General features: G+C 64.8%; 21 protein-coding genes. 10 read left to right on the top strand and 11 right to left on the bottom strand.

Features of this window, described 5'->3' with window-relative positions:
* Window positions 1–28: 28 nt before the first annotated feature.
* A complete protein-coding gene (mscL, locus tag F3J44_RS06905; protein WP_167065872.1) occupies window positions 29–448 on the bottom strand; it encodes a large-conductance mechanosensitive channel protein MscL in 420 nt (139 codons plus the stop codon).
* A gap of 176 nt (window positions 449–624) precedes the next feature.
* Between mscL and radA the strand changes: the two genes are divergently transcribed.
* Window positions 625–1,992 (top strand): DNA repair protein RadA, encoded by a 1,368-nt coding sequence (gene radA, locus F3J44_RS06900; RefSeq protein WP_167065870.1) that lies wholly within the window; start codon window positions 625–627, stop codon window positions 1,990–1,992.
* Between the two features lie 240 nt (window positions 1,993–2,232).
* On the opposite strand, the gene F3J44_RS06895 is transcribed toward radA, so the two are convergent.
* Window positions 2,233–3,750, bottom strand: a complete 1,518-nt coding sequence (locus F3J44_RS06895; RefSeq protein ID WP_167065867.1) for a nucleobase:cation symporter-2 family protein — start codon at window positions 3,748–3,750, stop codon at window positions 2,233–2,235.
* A 260-nt stretch (window positions 3,751–4,010) separates the two neighbouring features.
* On the bottom strand, window positions 4,011–4,376 hold the full coding sequence (locus tag F3J44_RS06890; RefSeq protein WP_167065864.1) for a PilZ domain-containing protein: 366 nt from the start codon (window positions 4,374–4,376) through the stop codon (window positions 4,011–4,013).
* A gap of 166 nt (window positions 4,377–4,542) precedes the next feature.
* Between F3J44_RS06890 and F3J44_RS06885 the strand changes: the two genes are divergently transcribed.
* The 3 genes from F3J44_RS06885 to yjiA all read left to right on the top strand — a co-directional run bounded on the left by F3J44_RS06885 (window position 4,543) and on the right by yjiA (window position 7,877).
* On the top strand, window positions 4,543–6,609 hold the full coding sequence (locus F3J44_RS06885; RefSeq protein ID WP_167271332.1) for a carbon starvation CstA family protein: 2,067 nt from the start codon (window positions 4,543–4,545) through the stop codon (window positions 6,607–6,609).
* Window positions 6,610–6,622: 13 nt separating this feature from the next.
* Window positions 6,623–6,820, top strand: a complete 198-nt coding sequence (locus F3J44_RS06880) for a YbdD/YjiX family protein (protein ID WP_167065858.1) — start codon at window positions 6,623–6,625, stop codon at window positions 6,818–6,820.
* 79 nt (window positions 6,821–6,899) lie between these two features.
* Window positions 6,900–7,877 (top strand): GTPase, encoded by a 978-nt coding sequence (gene yjiA, locus F3J44_RS06875; protein WP_167271330.1) that lies wholly within the window; start codon window positions 6,900–6,902, stop codon window positions 7,875–7,877.
* Here yjiA and F3J44_RS06870 read toward each other — a convergent pair.
* The 4 genes from F3J44_RS06870 to F3J44_RS06855 form a co-directional block, all read right to left on the bottom strand.
* Window positions 7,843–9,324, bottom strand: a complete 1,482-nt coding sequence (locus F3J44_RS06870; protein WP_167271327.1) for a methylenetetrahydrofolate reductase C-terminal domain-containing protein — start codon at window positions 9,322–9,324, stop codon at window positions 7,843–7,845. The genes yjiA and F3J44_RS06870 overlap by 35 nt on opposite strands.
* Before the next feature lie 183 nt (window positions 9,325–9,507).
* Window positions 9,508–10,686, bottom strand: a complete 1,179-nt coding sequence (locus F3J44_RS06865; RefSeq protein ID WP_167271325.1) for an acetyl-CoA C-acetyltransferase — start codon at window positions 10,684–10,686, stop codon at window positions 9,508–9,510.
* Window positions 10,687–10,746: 60 nt separating this feature from the next.
* Window positions 10,747–12,159 (bottom strand): ATP-binding protein, encoded by a 1,413-nt coding sequence (locus F3J44_RS06860; RefSeq protein ID WP_167271323.1) that lies wholly within the window; start codon window positions 12,157–12,159, stop codon window positions 10,747–10,749.
* A complete protein-coding gene (locus tag F3J44_RS06855) occupies window positions 12,156–12,821 on the bottom strand; it encodes a response regulator (protein WP_167271321.1) in 666 nt (221 codons plus the stop codon). Before F3J44_RS06855 ends, F3J44_RS06860 begins: the two co-directional genes overlap by 4 nt.
* Before the next feature lie 147 nt (window positions 12,822–12,968).
* Between F3J44_RS06855 and F3J44_RS06850 the strand changes: the two genes are divergently transcribed.
* From F3J44_RS06850 to F3J44_RS06830, 5 genes are all read left to right on the top strand, one after another.
* Window positions 12,969–13,235 (top strand): PepSY domain-containing protein, encoded by a 267-nt coding sequence (locus tag F3J44_RS06850; protein WP_167065841.1) that lies wholly within the window; start codon window positions 12,969–12,971, stop codon window positions 13,233–13,235.
* Window positions 13,235–13,774: a cytochrome b/b6 domain-containing protein gene (locus tag F3J44_RS06845; protein ID WP_167271319.1), complete on the top strand. Its 540-nt coding sequence runs from the start codon at window positions 13,235–13,237 to the stop codon at window positions 13,772–13,774. Before F3J44_RS06850 ends, F3J44_RS06845 begins: the two co-directional genes overlap by 1 nt.
* A 21-nt stretch (window positions 13,775–13,795) precedes the next feature.
* Complete coding sequence (locus F3J44_RS06840) at window positions 13,796–15,481, top strand: phosphoethanolamine transferase (RefSeq protein ID WP_167271317.1); 1,686 nt, start codon at window positions 13,796–13,798, stop codon at window positions 15,479–15,481.
* A gap of 198 nt (window positions 15,482–15,679) precedes the next feature.
* The gene (gene fabV, locus F3J44_RS06835) at window positions 15,680–16,885 is read left to right on the top strand and encodes an enoyl-ACP reductase FabV (RefSeq protein WP_370526712.1); all 1,206 of its coding nucleotides are present in this window, start codon (window positions 15,680–15,682) and stop codon (window positions 16,883–16,885) included.
* Window positions 16,886–17,150: 265 nt separating this feature from the next.
* On the top strand, window positions 17,151–18,059 hold the full coding sequence (locus tag F3J44_RS06830) for an alpha/beta fold hydrolase (protein WP_167271312.1): 909 nt from the start codon (window positions 17,151–17,153) through the stop codon (window positions 18,057–18,059).
* Between the two features lie 20 nt (window positions 18,060–18,079).
* On the opposite strand, the gene F3J44_RS06825 is transcribed toward F3J44_RS06830, so the two are convergent.
* The 3 genes from F3J44_RS06825 to folM are packed head-to-tail and all read right to left on the bottom strand — an operon-like array spanning window position 18,080 to window position 19,414.
* The gene (locus F3J44_RS06825) at window positions 18,080–18,421 is read right to left on the bottom strand and encodes a HopJ type III effector protein (protein ID WP_167271310.1); all 342 of its coding nucleotides are present in this window, start codon (window positions 18,419–18,421) and stop codon (window positions 18,080–18,082) included.
* A complete protein-coding gene (locus F3J44_RS06820; RefSeq protein ID WP_167271308.1) occupies window positions 18,418–18,711 on the bottom strand; it encodes a DUF1244 domain-containing protein in 294 nt (97 codons plus the stop codon). The genes F3J44_RS06825 and F3J44_RS06820 overlap by 4 nt, the downstream gene beginning before the upstream one ends.
* A gap of 10 nt (window positions 18,712–18,721) precedes the next feature.
* The gene (gene folM / locus F3J44_RS06815) at window positions 18,722–19,414 is read right to left on the bottom strand and encodes a dihydromonapterin reductase (protein WP_167065821.1); all 693 of its coding nucleotides are present in this window, start codon (window positions 19,412–19,414) and stop codon (window positions 18,722–18,724) included.
* Window positions 19,415–19,554: 140 nt separating this feature from the next.
* Here folM and F3J44_RS06810 point away from each other — a divergent pair, with 140 nt between their 5' ends.
* Entirely contained in the window at window positions 19,555–20,499 is a 945-nt protein-coding gene (locus tag F3J44_RS06810; RefSeq protein WP_167271306.1) for a MerR family transcriptional regulator, read from the top strand.
* Here the strand turns inward: F3J44_RS06810 and F3J44_RS06805 are convergent.
* Window positions 20,484–21,101 carry a hypothetical protein gene (locus tag F3J44_RS06805; protein WP_167271304.1) on the bottom strand — a complete coding sequence of 206 codons (618 nt, stop codon included), beginning with the start codon at window positions 21,099–21,101 and terminating at the stop codon, window positions 20,484–20,486. The genes F3J44_RS06810 and F3J44_RS06805 overlap by 16 nt on opposite strands.
* Window positions 21,102–21,142: the final 41 nt, after the last annotated feature.

Below are 21,142 nucleotides of genomic sequence, written 5' to 3'. Positions count from 1 at the left end.
GGGGCCGCGTGGCGGCCCCGGGGCTGGTTTACGGCAGGCGGTTCTGGTTCTGCGCCTTGAGCAGGTCGCGGATTTCAGTCAGCAGCGTTTCTTCGGCAGAAGGCACTGGCGGTGCGGTCGGTGCCACGGCTTCCTCGCGCTTGAGGCGGTTGATGGCCTTCACACCCATGAAGATGGCAAAGGCGATGATGATGAAGTCGATCACCGTCTGGATGAACTTGCCATACGCCAGCACCACCGCAGGTACGTTGCCCTCGGCGGCCTTCAGGGTGATGGCCAGGTCGCTGAAGTCGACCCCGCCGATCAGCAGGCCCAGTGGCGGCATGACCACGTCACCGACGAACGAGGAGACGATCTTGCCGAAGGCCGCGCCAATGATGATACCCACCGCCATGTCGACGACATTGCCCTTGACCGCGAAGGCCTTGAATTCACTGATCATGCCCATGTCTGTTTCCTTGTAACAAAAGGTGAGGTGTACGCAGTGTAAGCCACTGCAGCGTGTCATGCGTTGGCTTCAGGGGTAGTGACTGCGGTTAGAACGAATAGTTTTGTCGCATCCCCAAGCGCTCGGGGCACGCCGCTGTCGGCTATCATGGCGGTTTTTTCCAGGAGACCCTGCCCATGGCCAAGGCCAAGCGCTTGTATGGCTGCACCGAGTGCGGCGCAACCTTCCCCAAATGGGCCGGCCAGTGCGCCGACTGCGGGGCCTGGAACACCCTCACCGAAACCATGATCGAAAGCGGCGGCGCCGCGGCCCCCAGCGGGCGCACCGGCTGGGCCGGGCAACAGGCACAGATCAAGACCCTGGCCGAAGTCAGCGTCGAGGAAATTCCGCGTTTCAGCACCAGCAGCACCGAGCTCGACCGGGTGCTGGGCGGCGGCCTGGTCGACGGCTCGGTGGTGCTGATTGGCGGCGACCCGGGCATCGGCAAGTCGACCATCCTGCTGCAAACCCTGTGCAACATCGCCGTGGGCATGCCGGCGCTGTACGTCACCGGCGAAGAGTCGCAGCAGCAGGTGGCCATGCGCTCCCGGCGCCTGGGCCTGCCCCAGGACCAGCTCAAGGTGATGACCGAAACCTGCATCGAAACCATCATTGCTACTGCGCGCGTGGAAAAGCCCCGGGTCATGGTCATCGACTCGATCCAGACCATCTTCACCGAGCAGTTGCAGTCTGCCCCCGGCGGCGTCGCCCAGGTGCGCGAGAGCACCGCGTTGCTGGTGCGCTACGCCAAGCAAAGCGGCACGGCGATCTTCCTGGTGGGCCATGTCACCAAGGAAGGCTCGCTGGCCGGCCCGCGGGTGCTGGAGCACATGGTTGACACCGTGCTGTATTTCGAAGGTGAGTCCGATGGCCGCCTGCGCCTGTTGCGGGCGGTGAAGAACCGTTTTGGCGCCGTCAACGAACTGGGCGTGTTCGGTATGACCGATCGGGGCTTGAAGGAGGTGTCCAACCCTTCGGCGATCTTCCTCAACCGTACCCAGGAGGAAGTGCCGGGCAGCGTGGTCATGGCCACCTGGGAGGGCACGCGGCCGATGCTGGTGGAAGTGCAGGCGCTGGTCGATGACAGCCACCTGGCCAACCCACGGCGGGTTACCCTGGGCCTTGACCAGAACCGCCTGGCCATGTTGCTGGCGGTACTGCACCGCCATGGTGGCATTCCCACCCATGACCAGGACGTGTTTCTCAACGTGGTGGGTGGGGTGAAGGTGCTGGAAACCGCGTCGGACCTTGCATTGCTGGCGGCGGTGATGTCCAGCCTGCGCAATCGGCCGTTGGCCCATGGGCTGCTGGTGTTCGGCGAGATTGGCTTGTCCGGTGAGGTACGGCCAGTGCCCAGTGGCCAGGAGCGGCTGAAAGAGGCGGCCAAGCACGGCTTCAAGCGCGCCATCGTGCCCAAGGGCAATGCACCGAAAGAGGCGCCGCCTGGGTTGCAGGTAATTGCCGTGACGCGCCTGGAACAGGCTTTGGATGCCCTGTTCGAGTAGTAGTGAACCTGCATCCGTTGACAGTGGACCTGGTAGGAGCGAGCGCAGCTCGCGATGGGCTGCAAAGCAGCCCCGGCGTTATGTGCCGTGAAGCTGGGCTCCTGGGCCCCTGGGGCCGCTGCGCGCCCCATCGCGAGCTGCGCTCGCTCCTACCAGGTTGGCGTAAACCCCCGTAGCAAACGAAAAAGGGGAGCCAACGATGCGCATCGGCCCCCCTTCACCTCACCGCTCAGTCAGCCGTCAATGCTCGGCCACCGCACTGCGCCGGGGCGCCTGGTTGCCATGCTCGTCCAGCTCCATCACCGGCACTTCGTTGCCGTCGGCATCGAACAGCTTGCCATCCTTGAAGTAGTCGCCATCGCGCAGCGCGGAAATGTCCGAATACTGGATGGTGCGTTCATAGGCCGCCGCGAACACCGACTGGTTCTCCGAGTTGCCTGCCTTGAAGTGGTTGAACAGCAGGTTCAGCAGGATGGCCATGATCGCCGACGAGCTGATGCCCGAATGGAAGATGGTTTCGAACCAGTTGGGGAATTGGTGGTAGAAGGTCGGCGCGGCAATCGGGATCATGCCGAAGCCCAACGACGCCGCGACGATGATCAGGTTGACGTTGTTCTTGTAGTTCACCTTCGACAGGGTGCGGATACCGCTGGCCGCCACCGTGCCGAACAGCACGATGCCGGCGCCGCCCAGAACCGGGGTCGGTACTGCGGCAATCACCCGGCCCATCACCGGCAGCAGGCCCAGCACCACCAGAATCACCCCACCGGTGGCCACCACATAGCGGCTGCGAACCCCGGTCACGGCCACCAGGCCGACGTTCTGGGCGAAGGCGCTTTGGGTGAACGAGCCGAAGATCGGCGCCAGGATGCTCGATGCCATGTCGGCGCGCAGGCCATTGCCCAGGCGCTTGGAGTCGACCTTGGTGTCGATGATCTCACCCACGGCCAGAATGTCGGCCGAGGTTTCCACCAGGGTCACCATGATCACGATGCACATCGACAGGATCGCGGCGACGTGGAACTCCGGCATGCCGAAATGGAACGGGGTAGGGAAGGCGAACATCGGCCCTTCGCTGACCTTGCTGAAGTCGGTCATGCCCAGTGCCCAGGCGATCAGCGTGCCGATCACCATGGCCAGGAGAATCGACAGCCGCGAGATGGTCGCGCTGCCCAACTTGCTCAGCAGCAGCACGATGGCGAAGGTCAGTGCTGCCAGGCCAATGTTGGCGACGCTGCCGAACTCTGGCGAGGCGCTGTTGCCACCCATCACCCAACGTGCCGCCACCGGCATCAGGGTCAGGCCGATGGTGGTGATGACGATGCCGGTGACCAGCGGCGGGAAGAACTTGGTAATGCGCGAAAACACCGGGGTAATCAGGAAGCCGATCAGCGACGCAGCCATCACCGCGCCAAGCACGCCCGGCAAGCCGCCACCGCCTTCGCTGCTGAGAATCGCCCCCATGGTTGCCACGCCGGCGAACGACACGCCCTGTACCAGCGGCAGCTGGCAACCGAAGAACGGAATGCCCAGCGTCTGCAGCAGCGTCGCCAGGCCACCGGCAAACAGCGAGGCGGCGATCAGCATGCCGATTTCGGCACCGTTGAGGCCGGCCGCCTGGCCCAGGATCAGGGGTACCGCGACGATCCCGCCGTACATGGTCAGCACATGCTGCAGACCATAGGCCAGGTTGGCACCCAACCCGAGGTTTTCATCCTCGGGGCGCTGGGCGGGAGACGTGCTAGGGGACGTAGTCATGGAGCAGGCTCTCTGTTTATTGTTGTGCCGCTACTGTAGACACTTCCTACAAATCATTGCCACATAAATTGTATACAATATTTTGATCGGAGCGCGTGCAGCCGGCCTCGCAGTGTGTGCAAAAACACAATGCACGAGCCGTACCAACGTGGTTTATTCGGTGCTAGAGAGGTGTGTACAAAGCATTGCTACCCAGGCATAAAGCTGTCTGGGTAGACAAGAAACAGAAGGTGGGAAGGCGGGTAGCTAGCTAACAGATTTCATTCTTCGATAAGTTCGCGCAGCTCGCGCATCATTTCGGTGCTGTCGGCCAGGTTCAATTCCACAAGACGGTGCAAATGGCTCATCGAATCCACGTCGATGTACAGGCACACGAACCCCAGGCGCGCGGCTTCCTCATGGCGCAGTTCCACCTGCATCTGCACGCGCACCTCGGGGTTGAGGTGGATGACCGCATCGAAATCCTGGCTCAGGTCGGCGTCCCACGGCTCGGGGCGCTTGACCAGCATGCCCTTGAGCGACAGGTCCAGCAGTTTTACCGGCCAGCGGCGGTCGCCCTGGCGCAACTCGGTGGGAGCATCGAAGTCGATGCGCTGGAAGCGGCGGCGTTCGTCGTGATCGCTCATGGGGCAGGTCCTCGGGTGACATCCTGACTATAGTTAGTTGGATAGGTACATCAGGTACCGCAATCTGGCCGCGGAGGCTCTAGACCAAAGCAAGTATGGCAATGCGCGATGACACGCCCTAGACTCGGTGGGCGGTCTTTTCCAATCCACCAGCTGGAAGTAAACCATGAACAACAATAATAGCCTGCTACGCCACGTTCCGTGGCTGGCGCTGGCAGTCATAGGAGCCTGCGCGCTGGGTGTGGTTGCCCTGCGCCGTGGGGAAGCAGTCAATGCCTTGTGGATCGTGGTTGCGGCAGTGGCCATCTATCTGGTCGCGTATCGCTATTACAGCCTGTTCATCGCCACCAAGGTGATGCAACTCGACCCACGCCGAGCCACCCCTGCGGTGCTCAACAACGACGGCCTGGACTACGTCCCGACCAACAAGCACATTCTTTTTGGCCATCACTTCGCCGCCATCGCAGGTGCCGGCCCGCTGGTCGGCCCGGTACTGGCCGCACAGATGGGCTACCTGCCCGGCACGTTGTGGCTGATTGCCGGCGTGGTACTGGCCGGTGCCGTGCAGGACTTCATGGTCCTGTTCCTGTCCACCCGCCGCAACGGCCGCTCCCTGGGCGACATGGTGCGCGAGGAAATGGGCCGCATTCCAGGCACCATCGCCCTGTTCGGCTGCTTCCTGATCATGATCATCATCCTCGCGGTGCTGGCGCTGATCGTGGTCAAGGCCCTGGCCGAAAGCCCTTGGGGCATGTTCACGGTGATGGCGACCATCCCGATCGCCATGTTCATGGGCATCTACATGCGCTATATCCGCCCGGGCCGCATCGGCGAGATCTCGGTGGTGGGCGTGGTCCTGCTGCTGGCGTCGATCTGGCTGGGGGGCCAGATTGCTGCGGATCCGGTGTGGGGCCCGGCCTTCACCTTCACCGGCGTGCAGATCACCTGGATGCTGGTGGGCTACGGTTTCGTCGCCGCCGTGCTGCCGGTGTGGCTGGTACTGGCACCGCGTGACTACCTGTCGACCTTCCTCAAGATCGGCACCATCGTTGCCCTGGCCATCGGCATCCTGGTGCTGGCGCCAGAGCTGAAGATGCCGGCACTGACCCAGTTCACCGACGGCACGGGCCCGGTGTGGAAGGGCACCCTGTTCCCGTTCCTGTTCATCACCATCGCCTGTGGCGCGGTGTCTGGCTTCCACGCGCTGATCTCCTCGGGGACCACGCCGAAGCTGCTGGACAACGAAACCAACGCCCGCTACATCGGCTATGGCGGCATGCTGATGGAGTCGTTCGTCGCCATCATGGCCATGGTCGCCGCCTCGGTGATCGAGCCGGGCGTGTACTTCGCCATGAACAGCCCGGCCGCCGTGGTGGGCAGTGACGTCACTGCCGTGGCGCAAACCGTGAGCAGCTGGGGCTTCATGATTACCCCTGACCAGCTCGAAGCCGTGGCCCGCGACATCGGCGAGCACACCGTGCTGGCCCGCGCCGGCGGTGCACCGACCCTGGCCGTGGGTATCGCGCAGATCCTGCACCAAGTGTTGCCGGGTGAAAACACCATGGCCTTCTGGTACCACTTCGCGATTCTGTTCGAGGCGCTGTTCATCCTGACCGCCGTGGACGCCGGTACCCGTGCCGGGCGCTTCATGCTGCAAGACCTGCTGGGCAGCTTCGTGCCGGCCCTCAAGCGCACCGAGTCGTGGACCGCCAACCTGATCGGCACAGCGGGCTGCGTGGCGCTGTGGGGTTACCTGCTGTACCAGGGCGTGATCGACCCGCTGGGTGGCATCAACACCTTGTGGCCGCTGTTCGGCATCTCCAACCAGATGCTGGCCGGTATCGCCCTGATGCTTGGCACCGTGGTGCTGATCAAGATGAAGCGCGAGCGCTACATCTGGGTCACCCTGTTGCCGGCTGCCTGGCTGCTGATCTGCACCACCGCCGCGGGCCTGATCAAGCTGTTCGACCCCAACCCGGCCGTTGGCTTCCTGGCCCTGGCCAAGAAGTACAGCACGGCGCTGGACGCCGGCCAGGTGCTGGCCCCGGCCAAGGACGTTGGCCAGATGCAGCACGTGATCTTCAACGCCTACACCAACGCCGGGCTGACCATTCTGTTCCTGCTGGTGGTGTTCAGCGTGCTGTTCTTCGCCCTGAAGGTCGGCTATGCCGCCCTTGGCCGCAAGGAGCGCAGCGACAAGGAAACCCCGTTCCAGGCCCTGCCTGACGCTTGAGAGGACTGCAGTGATGTTCAACGACCTGGGTCGACTGGGTAAGTACCTGGGGCAGGCAGCCCGCCTGATGGTCGGCATGCCCGACTACGACAACTATGTCGAGCACATGCAGAAGAACCACCCGGACCAACCGGTGATGAGCTACGAGGCGTTCTTCCGCGAACGCCAGGAAGCGCGTTACGGTGGCAAGTCCGGGCCCAAGTGCTGTTGAACCCGCGACACGTGCAAACCTGTGGGAGGCCGGGCAACCGGCCTCCCACAGTCATTTTCAGTTTCAGGAGATTTTTCGCGTGCAGACGCCCATTCCCGTCACCGTGCTCACCGGCTTTCTCGGCGCCGGCAAGACCACGCTGCTCAAGCACATGCTCAAGGCCGAGCACGGCCTGAAGATCGCCGTGATCGAAAACGAATTCAGCGACGCCGGTATCGACAGCCAGTTGCTGGGCGACGAACCGGTACAGGTCATGACCCTGGCCAACGGGTGCGTGTGCTGCAGCATCCACGGCGACCTGACCCGCGCCCTGTACCTGCTGCTCGAACGCCTGGACGCCGGCGAAATCGCCTTCGACCGCCTGGTGATCGAGTGCACCGGCCTTGCCGACCCGGCACCGGTGGCGCAAACCTTCTTCATCGACGAGGAACTGCGTGAGCGCTATATCCTCGACGGCATCATCACCCTGGTCGATGCCGCCCATGCCGAGCAGCACCTGGCCCAGGCCATCGCCCAGGCCCAGGTCGGTTTTGCCGACCGCCTGCTGCTGAGCAAGACCGACCTGGTGGCGCCTACCGTGGTCGATGCCCTGCGCGAGCGCCTGGCCCGGATCAATGGCCGGGCGGCCATTCGCGTGGTTGAGCATGGCCGTATCGACCTGGCCGAACTGCTCGATGTGCGCGGCTTCAACCTCAACCCGGACCTGGGCGCCAACCTCAAGCCAAGCCTGCGCCCGGTGCTTGCACCGGCCAAGCCGGACCGCATCTCGACCCTGGTGCTGCGCAGCGAAACCGCCCTGGACATCGACCGCCTCAGCGACTTCATGAACCAATTGCTGGAAACCCATGGCAAGCAATTGTTGCGCTACAAGGGTGTGCTGAACATCGCCGGCGACGACCGCCGCCTGGTGTTCCAGGGCGTGCTCAAGCTCTATGGCTTTGACTGGGATGCCGAGTGGGCCGAAGGCGAAACACGCGAGAGCGTGATGGTGTTCATTGCCGACGACTTGCCTGAAGCCACGATCAGGGCTGGGTTCGAGGCGCTGGCTGCGGGCTGAGCCGGCGGGTCGAGGGCGCTTCGAACCACTGCGGCCAGGAGCTGCGGTGGCGGGTGTTAACGTCGATGCACGGAATCAAGCGCTCAGTGAGCACCGCCGTTTGGCCCACGGCCTTGGCGGTGCGGTACTTCACGCTGTGGATGCACTCGCGGTCGCCGAACTCGCAACGGTTCAGCGCCGTGCCACCGCAGGGCCCGTTGGCCAGGCCCTTGGGGCAGGTTTCCGGGCAGGTGTACAGCGTGTCTTCCAGGCGGCAGCGGCCACAGGTGTCGCAGCCCACCATCGGGCGCTTGATGGCCCGCTCCAACCCGTGCAGTACGCGGGCACCGCCCGGTGTGGCCCACAGCGGTTGGCCCACGGCCCAGCCGAAGGCCTTGCTCAGCCAATTCTGGCGGCTGAACAGCAGCGAGTGGGTAGCGTGCAGCACGTGGTAGCGCAGTTTCTCCCTGGGCGATGCCGTGACGGTTGACTGCCCGTCACGCCAGTTTGCCTCGGGTGGGTGGAAGGCCACGGCGGGCAGGCCGGGCATCTGCCAGCTGTCGGCCCAGGCCGGGGCCCACTGTTGCAGCGAGCTGATGCGCCCTTGCCAGTGTTCAAGGCGCTGCTCCAGGGCGAGGAGCTGCTTGAGTTCGTGAATGCCCGACAGGTGCACGCCTGCGTACCCCATCAGTTTCACGCCGATGATCTGCAGGGCCAGGCGGTCGACACTGCGCGCCTGGGCAAATGCCTTGGATACCGCGGTTTCAGCTTCGAGCATGTCGCGCATCGACGGTGACACGGTCACCCCGGCAACATGCTCAAGCATCGCGGCGCGGCCATGGGTCAGGCTCATCAGGCAGGCGAGCATGGGCTTGGGGGCGGCCTGGCGCTGCATCCAGTGCATGGCTTCCTGGTGCTTGGCGGCGTCGAAGCCCAGTTGCAGGGTGAGGAAGTCGGCACCGGCGGCGAGTTTCTTCTCGGCCTTGAAATACTGGGCTCCGCCTTCTTCCTCGCGGTACTTGAACGGGTTGAGCGCAGCGCCCAGCAGCCAGTGCGGGCATGCCTGGCGGGCGACCTGCAGGGCGGCGACCGATTCCAGGTAGCGTACCGGCCGCTCACCCGGCTGGTGCCCGGGCAGGCGGTCGCCGGTGAGCAGCAACAACTGGTCGAGGCCGGCGGCGTCCATGCGCTGCAGCTGGGCCAGCAGGTGGTGGCGTTCGCGGTCCTTGCCGGAGAAGTGCGGCAGGGCAGGCACCGGGGTACTGAACGAGGCGAGGGCGTCCAGCGGCGACAGGTCCAGCGGGCTGCCGACCCGGTCGCCAATGGCCACGGTCATGGGCCAGCCGCACAGGTGCCCACGGGCCATGATCGCCTCCATGGCGGCGAAGCGTTCCGCCGATGGCTTGGGGACGAATTCCATGACGCAGACGAAGGTGTTTTCGCGCAGCGCGGCTTTGAGCGGGCTCATGGGGTGAGGGCACCTGGAGGGTTCAGGTTGGCATTGTGCCGGAAGGTGATGGGCGGGGTCATGTCCGGGGGCGCAGCGGGCTGCTCTGAACGAGACATTGGCGTTTTCCCGTTCTGGCCCTATCGCTGTGTAGGAGCGGGCTAGCCCCGCGAAAGGGCCGGCCCTGCTTTCATCCCCCTCGAATCAACGCTCGATCGCCAAGGCAACCCCCTGGCCACCACCGATGCACAAGGTCGCCAGCCCCTTGCGGGCATCGCGCTTGATCATTTCGTGCAACAAGGTCACCAGCACCCGGCACCCAGACGCCCCGATCGGGTGCCCCAGGGCAATCGCACCGCCATTGACGTTAACCTTCGAGGCATCCCACTCCAGCGCCTTGCCCACCGCCAGCGCCTGGGCGGCAAACGCTTCGTTGGCCTCGATCAAATCCAGCTCGGCCAGTTGCCAGCCGGCCTTGGCCAGGCAGCGTTCGGTGGCCGACACCGGGCCAATGCCCATGATCGCCGGGTCCACGCCCGCACTGGCATAACCGGCAACCTTCGCCAGCACCGGCAACCCCAGGGCCTTGGCCTTGGCAGCGCTCATCATCAGCACCGCGGCGGCGCCGTCGTTGAGGCTGGAGGCATTGCCGGCGGTGACGCTGCCATCCTTCTTGAACGCCGGGCGCAGCTTGGCCAGCGATTGGGCGGTGGTTTCCGGGCGCGGCTGCTCGTCACGGTCGAACACCTTGGGTTCGCCCTTTTTTTGCGGCAACACGATAGGGGTGATTTCGTCCTGGAAGCGGCCTGCCTCGATGGCGGCCACGGCCTTGCGCTGGGACTCGGCGGCGAAGGCATCCTGTTGTTCGCGGCTGAGGCCGAACTTCTCGGCCAGGTTCTCGGCGGTGATGCCCATGTGGTAGTCGTTGAAGGCGTCCCACAGGCCGTCGCTGATCATGCTGTCGATCAGTTGGCCATGGCCCATGCGCTGGCCGGTGCGGGCCGACGGCATCACATAGGGCGCCAGGCTCATGTTTTCCTGGCCGCCGGCGATCACCACCTCGGCGTCGCCGCAGCGAATCGCCTGGGCAGCCAGGTGCAGGGCCTTGAGCCCCGAACCGCACACCTTGTTCAGGGTCAGCGCCGGAACGCTGAACGGCAGGCCGGCCTTGACCGCGGCTTGGCGCGCCGGGTTTTGTCCGGCACCGGCGGTGAGTACCTGGCCGAGGATCACCTCGTCGACCTGGGCCGGGTCCAGCCCGGTCTGTTCCAGCAACTGCTTGATCACTGCTGCACCGAGGTCGACGGCGGGCACATTGGCCAGGGCACCCTGGAAGCTGCCGATGGCGGTGCGGGTTGCGGCGACGATGACCACGTCGTTCATGTTGTTGTTCTCCGGGCAATGGGCGTAGTGCCGCCAGCATCGGCGGGATTGGCTGATTTGTTAAGTTTGTTTTTCTTGTTGATTGATCTGGAAAACAAATGAATGGGGCTGGCCATGGGCGGGGCACGTGGGCAGCTGCACGCTTACCCCAAGGCCGCCTTCGGCGCGGTTGAAGTAGCCAAGGCGCCCTCCCAGTTGCCCCATCACCAACGCCACGATCGCCAGCCCCAGCCCCGCGCCGTTGGCATTGTTGGCGCTGTAGAAGCGGTCGCTCAGGCGCGTCAGCAGGTGCGCCTCGACCCCTGGGCCCTGGTCCAGCACCTGCAGTTCCAGCCAGCCGTCCTTGTTGGCCAGCACTACTTGGATCTCGCTGCCCGCTGGGCTGAACTGCAGGGCATTGCCCACCAGGTTCTGCAGCATCACGGTGATCGCCGCCGGGTCGGCGAAAACCTGGCACGGGCCGTCATCGAGCAGGATCAGCTCGACGTCCTGGCGGATCGCCAGCGGCGTCAGTTCGGCAAGTTCCTCACGCACGCAGGCATCCAGGCGCAGCGCCTGGCGTGCCTGGCTCAGCGGCTCCAGCCGGGCCATGGTCAGTAACTGGCTGGCCAGCCGGGTGGCACGGGCCACGCCCTGTTCAAGGTAGCTCAGGGCCTCGTCGCGCTCGCTTTCGCTGGCCGCGTGGCGGGCATTGCTGGCGTGAATGGCCAGCACCGCCAGGGGCGTGCGCAATTCGTGGGCGGCATCGGCAATGAAGCGGCGTTCGCGCTCCAGCAGCGCCTGCATCTGCCGCAGTTGATGGTTCAGGGCGTTGGCCATCGGCGCCAGCTCTGCCGGCAGGTGCTCGCTGGCCAGCGGTTCGGCGCTGTCGACCAGGCGGTTACGCAGTTGCAGGGCCAGGCGCTGCAACGGTTGCAGGCCCCAGCCCAGCAGCAGCCAGATCAGCAGCACCAGCACGGGAATGCCGAGCAGAGCGGGGGTGAGGGCCTGCTTGGCGATGCGCTGGATCAGGTCCTGGCGCAGGTCGTCGCGCTCACCCACCCAGATCAGCAGGCCGCGCTGCGGGTCTTCCAGCAGCACACCACACCAGTCCTGGCCCTGGTGCAGCAGGTCGTGGATGCCGGGCGCCGGTGGCGTGGCGAAGGGCGGGGCATCGTCCGAGCGCATCAGCAACTGGCCGTCCTGGCGCCACACCTGGAAGGCCAGGTTTATTTCGTAGGGGTGGCTGAGGATCTGCTTGCCCGACAGGCCCATGGCCTGTTCCAGGGCATCCCGCACGGCCTGCCAGTCCTGGGTGGCCGGCATCAGCCGGAACAGGCCCTGCAGCACCCGTGCCGCTTGCACCAGTTGGGCGTCGTAGACGTTCTCGATTTCATGATGATCGTCGCGCACGGCGGTCAGCACCAGGCCCAGGCTACCCACCAGCACCAGCAGCAGGGTTGGCAGCAGGATACGGGCACGCAGGGCGATCACCGGGGCGCCTCGATCAGGTAACCGACGCCGCGCACGGTGCGAATCAGGGTGTTGTCGAGCTTGCGCCGCAGGTTGTGAATCAGCACTTCCAGGGTGTTGCCCGGGCCGGACTCCTGCCAGCCGTACAAGGCTTCGGCCAGGCGTTCGCGGGTCAGCACTGCGCCCGGGCGGGCGAGCAGTTGATGCAGCAACTGAAATTCCATTGGGGTCAGGGCCACCGGGTTGCCCCGGAAGTGCACCTTGCGGCCTGCCGGGTCGAGGCTGACCCCGGCGTGCTCCAGCAGCGGCTGCGCGCGGCCCTGGCTGCGGCGCAGCAGGGCGCGGATGCGGGCCTTGAGCTCGTCGACGTCGAAGGGCTTGACCAGGTAGTCGTCGGCGCCGCTGTCCAGGCCCTGGATACGGTCGCCGGTGGCGTCGCGGGCAGTCAGTACCAGTACCGGCACATCGCCCTGGGCTTTGCTGCGCAGGGCGCGCAGCAGGCTCAGGCCGTCCTTGCGCGGCAGGCCGAGGTCGAGCAGCACCAGGTCGAACCGCTCGCTGTCCAGGGCATGCCCGGCCTCCAGCCCGTCGGCCAGCCAATCGAGGGTATAGCCCTCGCCGCGCAGGGCAACGCGAATGCCCTGGGCGAGGGCTTTGTCATCTTCCACCAGCAGCACGCGCATGGTCCGGCTCTCCTGTGCAAGGCGCCATGATGGCGGCTGCCAGGCCGTTCGGCAGGGGGGAAATGTAACAGGCAGTGACCTACTAAGCTTTCACTAAGCTTGCGCCACGCATAGTGCTGCCATCACCCCCCACTGGAGCTTATCGCCATGCGTACCCTGATTGCCTGCGCCCTGCTGCTGGGCAGCGGTTCGGCCTTCGCCGCCACTCAATGCACCACCGCCGACAAAAGCACCTGGCAGAACCCGGACGCATTCCAGGCCCAGCTCAAGGAGCAGGGCTACAAGATCAACAAGTTCAAGGTGACCAAAGGCAACTGTTACGAAATCTACGGCTTCAACAAGGACGGCAAGAAGGTCGAGATCTACCATGACCCGGTCACCGGCAAGGCGATCAAGAGCGAGATCAAGGACTGATGCCCGCCGCCACGGTGCGGCTCTGGGACCCTCTGCTGCGGCTGTGCCACGTGTCGATCGCCACGGTGTTCTTCGCCAACTATTTCTTCAACGAAGAGGGTGATGGCTGGCACCGCTGGCTTGGCTACTACGCAGTCGGCTGCGTGATGCTGCGCCTGGTGTGGGGCTTCGTCGGGCCGCGCAGCGCCCGCTGGGCCGATTTCTGGCCCACTCCGGCCCGGCTGGCAGCCCATGGGCGGGCACTGGTGCAAGGCCGGCCCTTCCATCGCATGGGCCACTCACCCATTGGTGCGTTGGTGATGGTGCTGATGCTCGCCTGCATGGCTGCCCTGGGCCTGACCGGCTTTCTGATGGAAGAAGTCGATGCCCTGTGGGGCGCGGACTGGCCGCTGAACGTGCACAGTTTCATTGCCGATGCCTTGCTGGCGCTGGTTGCCGTGCATGTGCTGGCAGCGTTGGTCGAGAGCGTGCGCCTGGGCGAGAACCTACCGCTGTCGATGCTGACCGGGCGCCGTCGGCGCATTCCTGACGACCACTGATCACGAGTATTCCCGATGTTGATGCACACTACCCTCCGGCGCGGCGGCGAAACCGGCGCGGCCTGGCTGCGCCTGCTCGCCCTGGCCAGCCTGAGTTGCCTGTTGCTGTTGGCCGATGACTTTATCCAGCAGCTGTTCACACCGGCCAACCGCGCCGAACTCGAAGCGGGTTGGGTTGCCGGCCTGTGGCTGTTCTGCCTGGCCTTGTGGCTGTGCAACCTGCGTGTGCTGGTGGTGGTGATTCTGCTGCTGTTCGCGACGATGCAGGTGCTGCAACTGGCAACTGTCAGCTTCATTGGCGAGCCGCTGAGTGCCATCGATATCCGCAGCTTGCTGCGCGAGCCGGGCGAGGTCTGGGAAACCGCCAGGCACAGCCTGGCCGAGCACTGGCCGGCCCTGGCCAGCGTGCTGGTGCCTTATGGGCTGTTGATCGGCGTGCACTGGGTGCTGCCCAAGCACGTCGCACTGCCTGCCAGCCGCTGGGCCCTGGTGCTGATCGCCGTGGTGCTGCTGGCCAAGCCCTACCGTGCGACCTACCGCAACCTCGATTCATTTACCCCGGGGCCGACCCGCAGTGGGCTGCACAACAGCCTCAACGCGTTCTCGGCCTGGGCCGTGCGCCTGGCGTTCAAGCCTGAACTGGCAGTGCCCCAGGCGCCCTACGCGCCGTATCGGTTAAGCGCGGTGCCCAGCACGGCCAGGCATGTGTGGCTGGTGGTGGCCGATTCCCTGCGCAGCGAACGCCTTAGCCTCTACGGCTATGCGCGGCAAACCACGCCCAGGCTCGACGCCTACCTGGCCGGGCACCCCAGCGCGCTGGTGCGCCCCGGCATTTCGGCGGGGGTGGCCACGGATGTCAGCCTGCCCTACCTGCTGAACCCGATTCGCGAGCCGGGCCAGGACCACCGGCTGCGCAGCGGCGAGGTCAACCTGTTCCGCTTCGCCCGTGAAGCGGGGCTGCGTACCCACTGGATCTCGTCACAGGAGTCACGCCTGCTGGCGCACCTGGGCAGCCGCTACCTGGATGTGTCGATCACCCGCGAGGATCACCCGCTGCGCTTTCTCCAACAGCAGGACCGGGCCCTGCTCGGCATCCTCGACCAGCAGGCATTCGCCGAGCGCAACTTCGTGGTGCTCAACCTGCGTACCGCGCACCTGCCTTATGCACGCAACTACCTGAATGAAGCAGCCCAAGCACCCTGGCCAGACAACGGGCCGCAGGCCCAGGCCAATGCCTATGACAACTCGATTCACTACCTCGACGGCCTGCTGGCAGAGGTGCTGGAGCGTTTCGAACGCCTGGAAGGTGAGCGCTACCTGGTCATCACCGGTGACCATGGTCAGCGCCTGGGCGAAAATGGCAAGTGGGGGCACAATGCGCTGGTGCCGGAAGTGACCGATGTGCCGGTGATCGTGGTGGCCCGCGAAGCGCCGCCCCAGGCACTGGACGCCCTGTTGCCGGAGCGCTGGGTCAGCCATTACGAAATTGGCCATTGGCTCGCGGCGAAGTTGGGGACCCGTATCGACAACCCCAATTGGCGGGCGGGTGAGTATTTCGTGCATGGGAAGTTGCTGTTCAGCGACAACTTCATCCAGCCTGTGTGTGAAACACCGGCGGGCCTGTTGCATATGAAACCCTTGCAGTTGAGCGAGATGTTTGCCAATCGCCAGGCAAGTGCTGCCCCGTGTGAGATGACGAGCAATTGATTCACGCCTCATCCCGGGTGCAGGGCGGGTTTTCCGGCAGGGTTGATCGCCACGCGGCGCACCGTGGTTTTGAATCCCCCCGGTTCAGCCCGTAATATGTGTCGGATAACCTGCGGGGGTAGTCTCACCCTCTGATCAATCGGAATCGCCCCAGTGGCGCTTCCCCGGCATAAACCTGACGAGGTACAGACATTGGCCATCATTCATCCTAAGGTTCGCGGTTTCATCTGCACCACGACTCACCCGAAGGGCTGCGAGCTCAACGTCCGTGACCAGATCGAAGCCACCCGCAAGCTGGGCGTGCGCGAGGATGGCCCGAAGAAGGTCCTGGTCATCGGTGCTTCCAGCGGCTACGGCCTGGCGGCCCGCATCACCGCCGCCTTCGGCTTCAAGGCCGACACCCTGGGCGTGTTCTTCGAAAAACCAGGCACCGAGACCAAGGCCGGTACCGCCGGCTGGTACAACGCTGCCGCCTTCGACAAGTTCGCCAAGGCCGAGGGCCTGTACAGCAAGTCGATTAACGGTGACGCCTTCTCCGACGAAGCCCGTGCCAAGGTCATCGAGCTGATCAAGAACGAAATGGGCGGCAAGGTCGACCTGGTCATCTACTCGCTGGCATCCCCGGTGCGCAAACTGCCGCAGACCGGTGAAGTGATCCGTTCCGCGCTCAAGCCGATCGGCCAGCCGTACAAGTCGACCGCCATCGACACCAACAAGGACACCATCATCGAGGCCAGCATCGAGCCGGCTACCGAGCAGGAAATCGCCGACACCGTCACCGTCATGGGTGGCCAGGACTGGCAGCTGTGGATCGACGCCCTGGCCGGCGCCGAGGTGCTGGCCGAAGGCGCGCGTACCGTGGCCTTCAGCTACATCGGCACCGAAATCACCTGGCCGATCTACTGGCACGGCGCCCTGGGCCAGGCCAAGCAGGACCTGGACGAAACCGCGCTGCGCCTGAACCAGAAACTGGCCGCTGAAGTGAAGGGCGGCGCCAACGTGGCGGTGCTGAAGTCGGTGGTCACCCAGGCCAGCTCGGCCATTCCGGTGATGCCGCTGTACCTGTCGATGGTCTTCAAGATCATGCAGGAGAAGGGCGTTCACGAGGGTACTCAGGACCAGCTGGACCGCATGTTCCGCGACCGCATGTACCGCGCCGACGGCGCCCCGGCCGAGGTGGACGAGAAAGCCCGCCTGCGCCTGGACGACTGGGAACTGCGCGACGACGTGCAGGATGCCTGCAAGGCCATGTGGCCACAGGTGACCACCGAGAACCTGTTCGAGCTGACCGACTATGCCGGTTACAAGAAGCAATTCCTCAACCTGTTCGGCTTCGAGCGTGCTGACGTCAACTACGACGAAGACGTGGCCACCGATGTGAAGTTCGACTGCGTCGAGCTGTAATCGGCCAAGCCTGTACCGGCCCCTTCGCGGGCAATTGCGTTTTCAAACGCTGCTGCCCCCGGTAGGAGCGAGCAACGCTCGCGATGGGCTGCAAAGCAGCCCCGGCGTTATCAGTTGCGAAACTGAAAACCTGGGGCCGCTGCGCGCCCCATCGCGAGCTGCGCTCGCTCCTACCGGGGACGGCGCACACTCCGTCGGTGCGAACGGGCCGGTACAGGTCATACATTTTTTGCTAGTTTTGGCGCACAACAACAGGGAATGCGCCATGAGCAGCCACACCCAACCCGCCACTGCCTTTCGCCAGGCCGCAGCCGACGGCTACAGCCTCGGTGGCTTTTGCTGGCGCCACGCCCAGCCCGATCCCCTGCGCCCGCTGGTGATCATCAACGCCGCCACCTCGGTGCGCTGCCGCTACTATTCGCGCTTTGCCGACTACCTGTTCGCCCAAGGCTTTGACGTACTCACCTATGACTACCGTGGCATCGGCGAATCACGCCCGGCCTCCCTGCGCGGCTTCCAGGCCTCCTGGAGCGATTGGGGCCGGCTGGACTTCGAAGCCATGCTGGCGCACGCCGCCACCCATTATCCCGGGCAACCGGTGGACGTGGTCGGCCACAGTTTCGGTGGCTGCGCGGTGGGCCTGGCAGCGTCGGCCGGGCGGGTGCGGCGGGTGGTGATGGTGGGCGCCCAGTTCGCCTACTGGCGCGACTATGCCGCCGACCAGCGCTGGCGGCTGTTTGGCAAGTGGCATGTGGTGATGCCGCTGCTGACCCGCACTTTCGGCTATTTTCCCGGCAAGCGCCTGGGCTGGATGGAGGATACCCCGGCCGGCGTCGTGCACGACTGGACCACCCGCACGCCGCGCTATGAACAGCGCCCGAGCGGACGCGCGTTGGCCAGGCTGCCGTTTTCCCAGGTAAAGGCTGCGACCTTGGCCATCAGCCTGACGGATGATCCGTTCGGCACGGTAGCGGCCACCGAGCGCTTGCTCGGCTACCTGCCCCCAGCGCAGCGGCGGCATTTGCGGATTGCGCCTGTGGATATCTCAGTCGAAGAGATCGGCCATTTCGCCTTCTTCCACGATCGCTTCCGCGAAAGCCTGTGGCCGATTGCACTGCAGTGGTTGCAGCAAGGCCAGTTGCTGGCAGGAGGGCCGGGGCAGGTCGTCGGTTGATGCCGCCCGCCCCAGCGCTATCAGGCGTTGCGCGCCAGTGGCTGGGCCGCGAACTTGACGCCCGCCAAGCCATGCTTGATCAATGCACGGATATTGCCGTGGTCACTGCCCTCGGGCGTGGCCAGCACATCGCGGTAGTGCTCGCCAAAGGCCAGCAACGCTTCCTGGTCGCTCAGGCCTTCCAGCAGGGCCAGGCCCAGGGTCTTGCACGAGCCTTCGTTCTGCCCGGCGGCATTTTCCACGCCGCCGTTGTTGAAGGCCTGGGGCTGGTAGCTGTAGTTGCCGGCAATGAACGCCAGGGTGTCGGCAAAGGCATGTTGGCCGCTGGCAAGGCTGGCGCGCAGGGTGTTCAGATCAGTCACGAGGTTTTTCCTTTTTCAAACGCCGCTTGCTGCTCGGCGCTGGCTTCTTTCTGGTATTGGGCTTTCCACTCGGCATAAGGCATGCCGTACACCGCTTCGCGGGCGTCGTCCAGGCTGAGGTCGAGCTGGCGCTCGTCGGCGGCGGCCTTGTACCACTTGGACAGGCAGTTGCGGCAGAAGCCGGAGAGGTTCATCAGGTCGATGTTCTGCACATCGGTGCGCGTGCGCAGGTGGTCGACCAGGCGGCGGAAGGCGGCGGCCTCCAGTTCGAGTTGCTGTTGAGGGGTCATGGGCGTCTCTTCAGGTGATGCGGTTCTTCAGATGGCGGCCACCGTTGATGACCACCTGGCTGCCGGTGCTGTACTGGCTGGCGAGCAGGTAATTGACCGTCTCGATCAGCGGCGCGGCGCCGGGTTCGAACTCCAGCAGGGCTTTTTTCAGGGTTTGCTGGCGATAGGCCTCGTCGCCCCCTTCCTTGAGGATCAGCAGGCCCGGCAGGATACCGTTGACGTGCACCTTGGGGGCGTACTTTTCGGCGAATGACAGCACCATGTTCTGCAGCGCCGCCTTGGTGGCGGCGTAGCCGATGTGGCCCTTGCTGCCGCGCGAGGAGGTTTCGTCGCAGATATGGATGATGTCGGCCTTTTCCACCTTGGCCAGCAGGTCGCCCAGGGCCAGGTTCAGGTGGTACGGGGCTTCGACGTGCAGGCGGAACATGGTGTCCAGGTTGTCCAGGCCATCGTCCAGCCACAAGGAAGCGTTGTGGATGATCGCCCGCAGGCCGTCGTAGTTGTGCTTGAGGAAATCGACCAGGGCCTCGCGGTCAGCCTTCACGCACAGGTCGGCCTGGAACTGCACGATATTCGGGTGCGCGGACTGCGCTAGCGGGGTGCGGCTGGCACTGACGACCGTATGGCCGGCCTGTGCCAGGTCCAGGGCCAGGGCCAGCCCTACGCGCTGGCTGGCGCCGGTGACGAGAATAGGGTTGTTCATGTGCGGGTGGTCAACTTGTCTGCTCTGTCGTTGCCCCCAGCATACCCGAACTGCCTGACGGTTGTACGGCCTACACGCGCTGGCTGCGCGCCGTAGTAGAATACCCGTTCAACGTCCGCACACAGGTTATTTCAGCGCTGATGAACGATCACGCAGCTGGCCCGCAAACCCAGGGTGCCCTGGCGCACCAGGCGCTGTTTCCGATACGCGAGGTTTCCCGGCTCACCGGAGTCAACGCAGTCACCCTTCGGGCGTGGGAGCGGCGCCATGGGCTGATCCAGCCAACCCGCACCGACAGTGGCCATCGCTTGTATTCCCAGGCCGACATCGACACCATCCGGCGCATCCGAGGCTGGCTGGAGCGCGGTGTGGCGGTGAGCAAGGTCGCCAGCATCCTGGCCCGCGGCCAGGCCTCGGTGCAGGACGTGGCCGTTGCCGCGCCCACCTCGCGCAGCCAGGCCCTGCTGCGCGAAGCGGTACACCGCTTCGACACCGCGGCCTTGGCGCAACTGTTCGACCAGCTAAGCGCAGGCATGGCACTGGAGCGGGCGTTCACCGAGGTATTGATGCCCGTGTGGCACGACTTGGCGGCAGGGCAGGGGGCGTATGGCCAGGCCAGTGAATGGCTGTTCCTGGACCAGTTCCTGAGAGGGCGGGTCTTTTCCTATCAGCAGCCATACCAGCAGTCACCCCGCAAGGCACAGTCGCGCCGCCTGGTGCTGGCGCCGCTGCCGGGGCCTTGCCAAGAGTTGGAGTTGCAGGTGGCAGGCTTGATGCTGGGCAGCGAGGATGTCGGCGTGACCCTGCTGATGCCGGGGCAACCGTTGGATGAACTGGCGTTGGTATGCGAGCGGCTAAGGCCGGATGCCTTGGTGCTGTTTGCCAACCACGCCCTCACCGCTGGCATGGGCAAGCGCCTGGTGCGCATGGCGCCAAGCCTGCAGTGCCCGTTGCTGTTGGCTGGCGAGGCGGCGCCGCTGGCCCAGGACAGCCTGGCCGGAACCCCGGTGGTGTGCCTGGGTGCTGAAGGGGCGGTGATGCGTCAGCGGCTGCGCCAGTACCTGGCCGGTCAGCTCGATACTTGAGCGTGCAGTTCCGGGTGAGCCTGGCGGTGGGCTTGGAGAATATATTCGCGCAAGCGCTCGACTTCATCGGTGGCGCTGCGGCTGAGGTCGTAGGCGGCCAGGTCCGGGCCAATGCGCCGGCGCAGGCGGCCGTGCAGGCTGATTGGTGGCAGGCCGGCGGGAGCGAAGAACAGGTCGAAGCGTGACGGCGCCTGGGCCAGGCCACGCAGCTCCAGCAGTGCACCTTTGAAGGAAATATCGCGTACCAGCAGGCCGCTGGCCTTGCCTTTGGCATCGCGCAACGGGCTTGGCTGTTCCATCGACAGGCGCCAGGGGCGCAACTGTGGGCCGTCTTCGTAGATTTCCGGGGAGCCCAGCTGCAAGTGCAGGGCGTGGAATTCGTCCTCAACCAGTTGCAGCGGGAAGCTGATCTGCTGGTTGTTGAACTGGGCCTGCAGGGTAACCTGCTCGTTGGCCACCAGGCGGGTCAGCAGCGACTGGATGCGCCTGTCGCCATTGACCAGCAGGCTCGACACCGGGTCGGCCAGGTTCAATTGCGGGGAGTGCTGCATGTTCTGGATGAAATCCAGCTCATCCTGGGTCAGGAGGGCATCGGCTTGCATGATCGAACTCGGTAATGACGACTTCTTCAAGATGGATTGAC

This window comes from Pantoea sp. Tr-811, assembly GCF_011752535.1.
Lineage (GTDB): Bacteria > Pseudomonadota > Gammaproteobacteria > Pseudomonadales > Pseudomonadaceae > Aquipseudomonas.
This window is presented reverse-complemented; position numbering and strand designations above follow the sequence as displayed.

Bases quoted from the DNA above. Each gene is read 5' to 3' on its own strand.
- mscL (WP_167065872.1), bottom strand. From the start codon at position 448: ATGGGCATGATCAGTGAATTCAAGGCCTTCGCGGTCAAGGGCAATGTC.
- radA (WP_167065870.1), top strand. From the start codon at position 625: ATGGCCAAGGCCAAGCGCTTGTATGGCTGCACCGAGTGCGGCGCAACC.
- F3J44_RS06895 (WP_167065867.1), bottom strand. From the start codon at position 3,750: ATGACTACGTCCCCTAGCACGTCTCCCGCCCAGCGCCCCGAGGATGAA.
- F3J44_RS06890 (WP_167065864.1), bottom strand. From the start codon at position 4,376: ATGAGCGATCACGACGAACGCCGCCGCTTCCAGCGCATCGACTTCGAT.
- F3J44_RS06885 (WP_167271332.1), top strand. From the start codon at position 4,543: ATGAACAACAATAATAGCCTGCTACGCCACGTTCCGTGGCTGGCGCTG.
- F3J44_RS06880 (WP_167065858.1), top strand. From the start codon at position 6,623: ATGTTCAACGACCTGGGTCGACTGGGTAAGTACCTGGGGCAGGCAGCC.
- F3J44_RS06870 (WP_167271327.1), bottom strand. From the start codon at position 9,324: ATGAGCCCGCTCAAAGCCGCGCTGCGCGAAAACACCTTCGTCTGCGTC.
- F3J44_RS06865 (WP_167271325.1), bottom strand. From the start codon at position 10,686: ATGAACGACGTGGTCATCGTCGCCGCAACCCGCACCGCCATCGGCAGC.
- F3J44_RS06855 (WP_167271321.1), bottom strand. From the start codon at position 12,821: ATGCGCGTGCTGCTGGTGGAAGATGACAAAGCCCTCGCCCAGGGCATT.
- F3J44_RS06850 (WP_167065841.1), top strand. From the start codon at position 12,969: ATGCGTACCCTGATTGCCTGCGCCCTGCTGCTGGGCAGCGGTTCGGCC.
- F3J44_RS06845 (WP_167271319.1), top strand. From the start codon at position 13,235: ATGCCCGCCGCCACGGTGCGGCTCTGGGACCCTCTGCTGCGGCTGTGC.
- F3J44_RS06840 (WP_167271317.1), top strand. From the start codon at position 13,796: ATGCACACTACCCTCCGGCGCGGCGGCGAAACCGGCGCGGCCTGGCTG.
- F3J44_RS06830 (WP_167271312.1), top strand. From the start codon at position 17,151: ATGAGCAGCCACACCCAACCCGCCACTGCCTTTCGCCAGGCCGCAGCC.
- F3J44_RS06820 (WP_167271308.1), bottom strand. From the start codon at position 18,711: ATGACCCCTCAACAGCAACTCGAACTGGAGGCCGCCGCCTTCCGCCGC.
- folM (WP_167065821.1), bottom strand. From the start codon at position 19,414: ATGAACAACCCTATTCTCGTCACCGGCGCCAGCCAGCGCGTAGGGCTG.
- F3J44_RS06810 (WP_167271306.1), top strand. From the start codon at position 19,555: ATGAACGATCACGCAGCTGGCCCGCAAACCCAGGGTGCCCTGGCGCAC.
- F3J44_RS06805 (WP_167271304.1), bottom strand. From the start codon at position 21,101: ATGCAAGCCGATGCCCTCCTGACCCAGGATGAGCTGGATTTCATCCAG.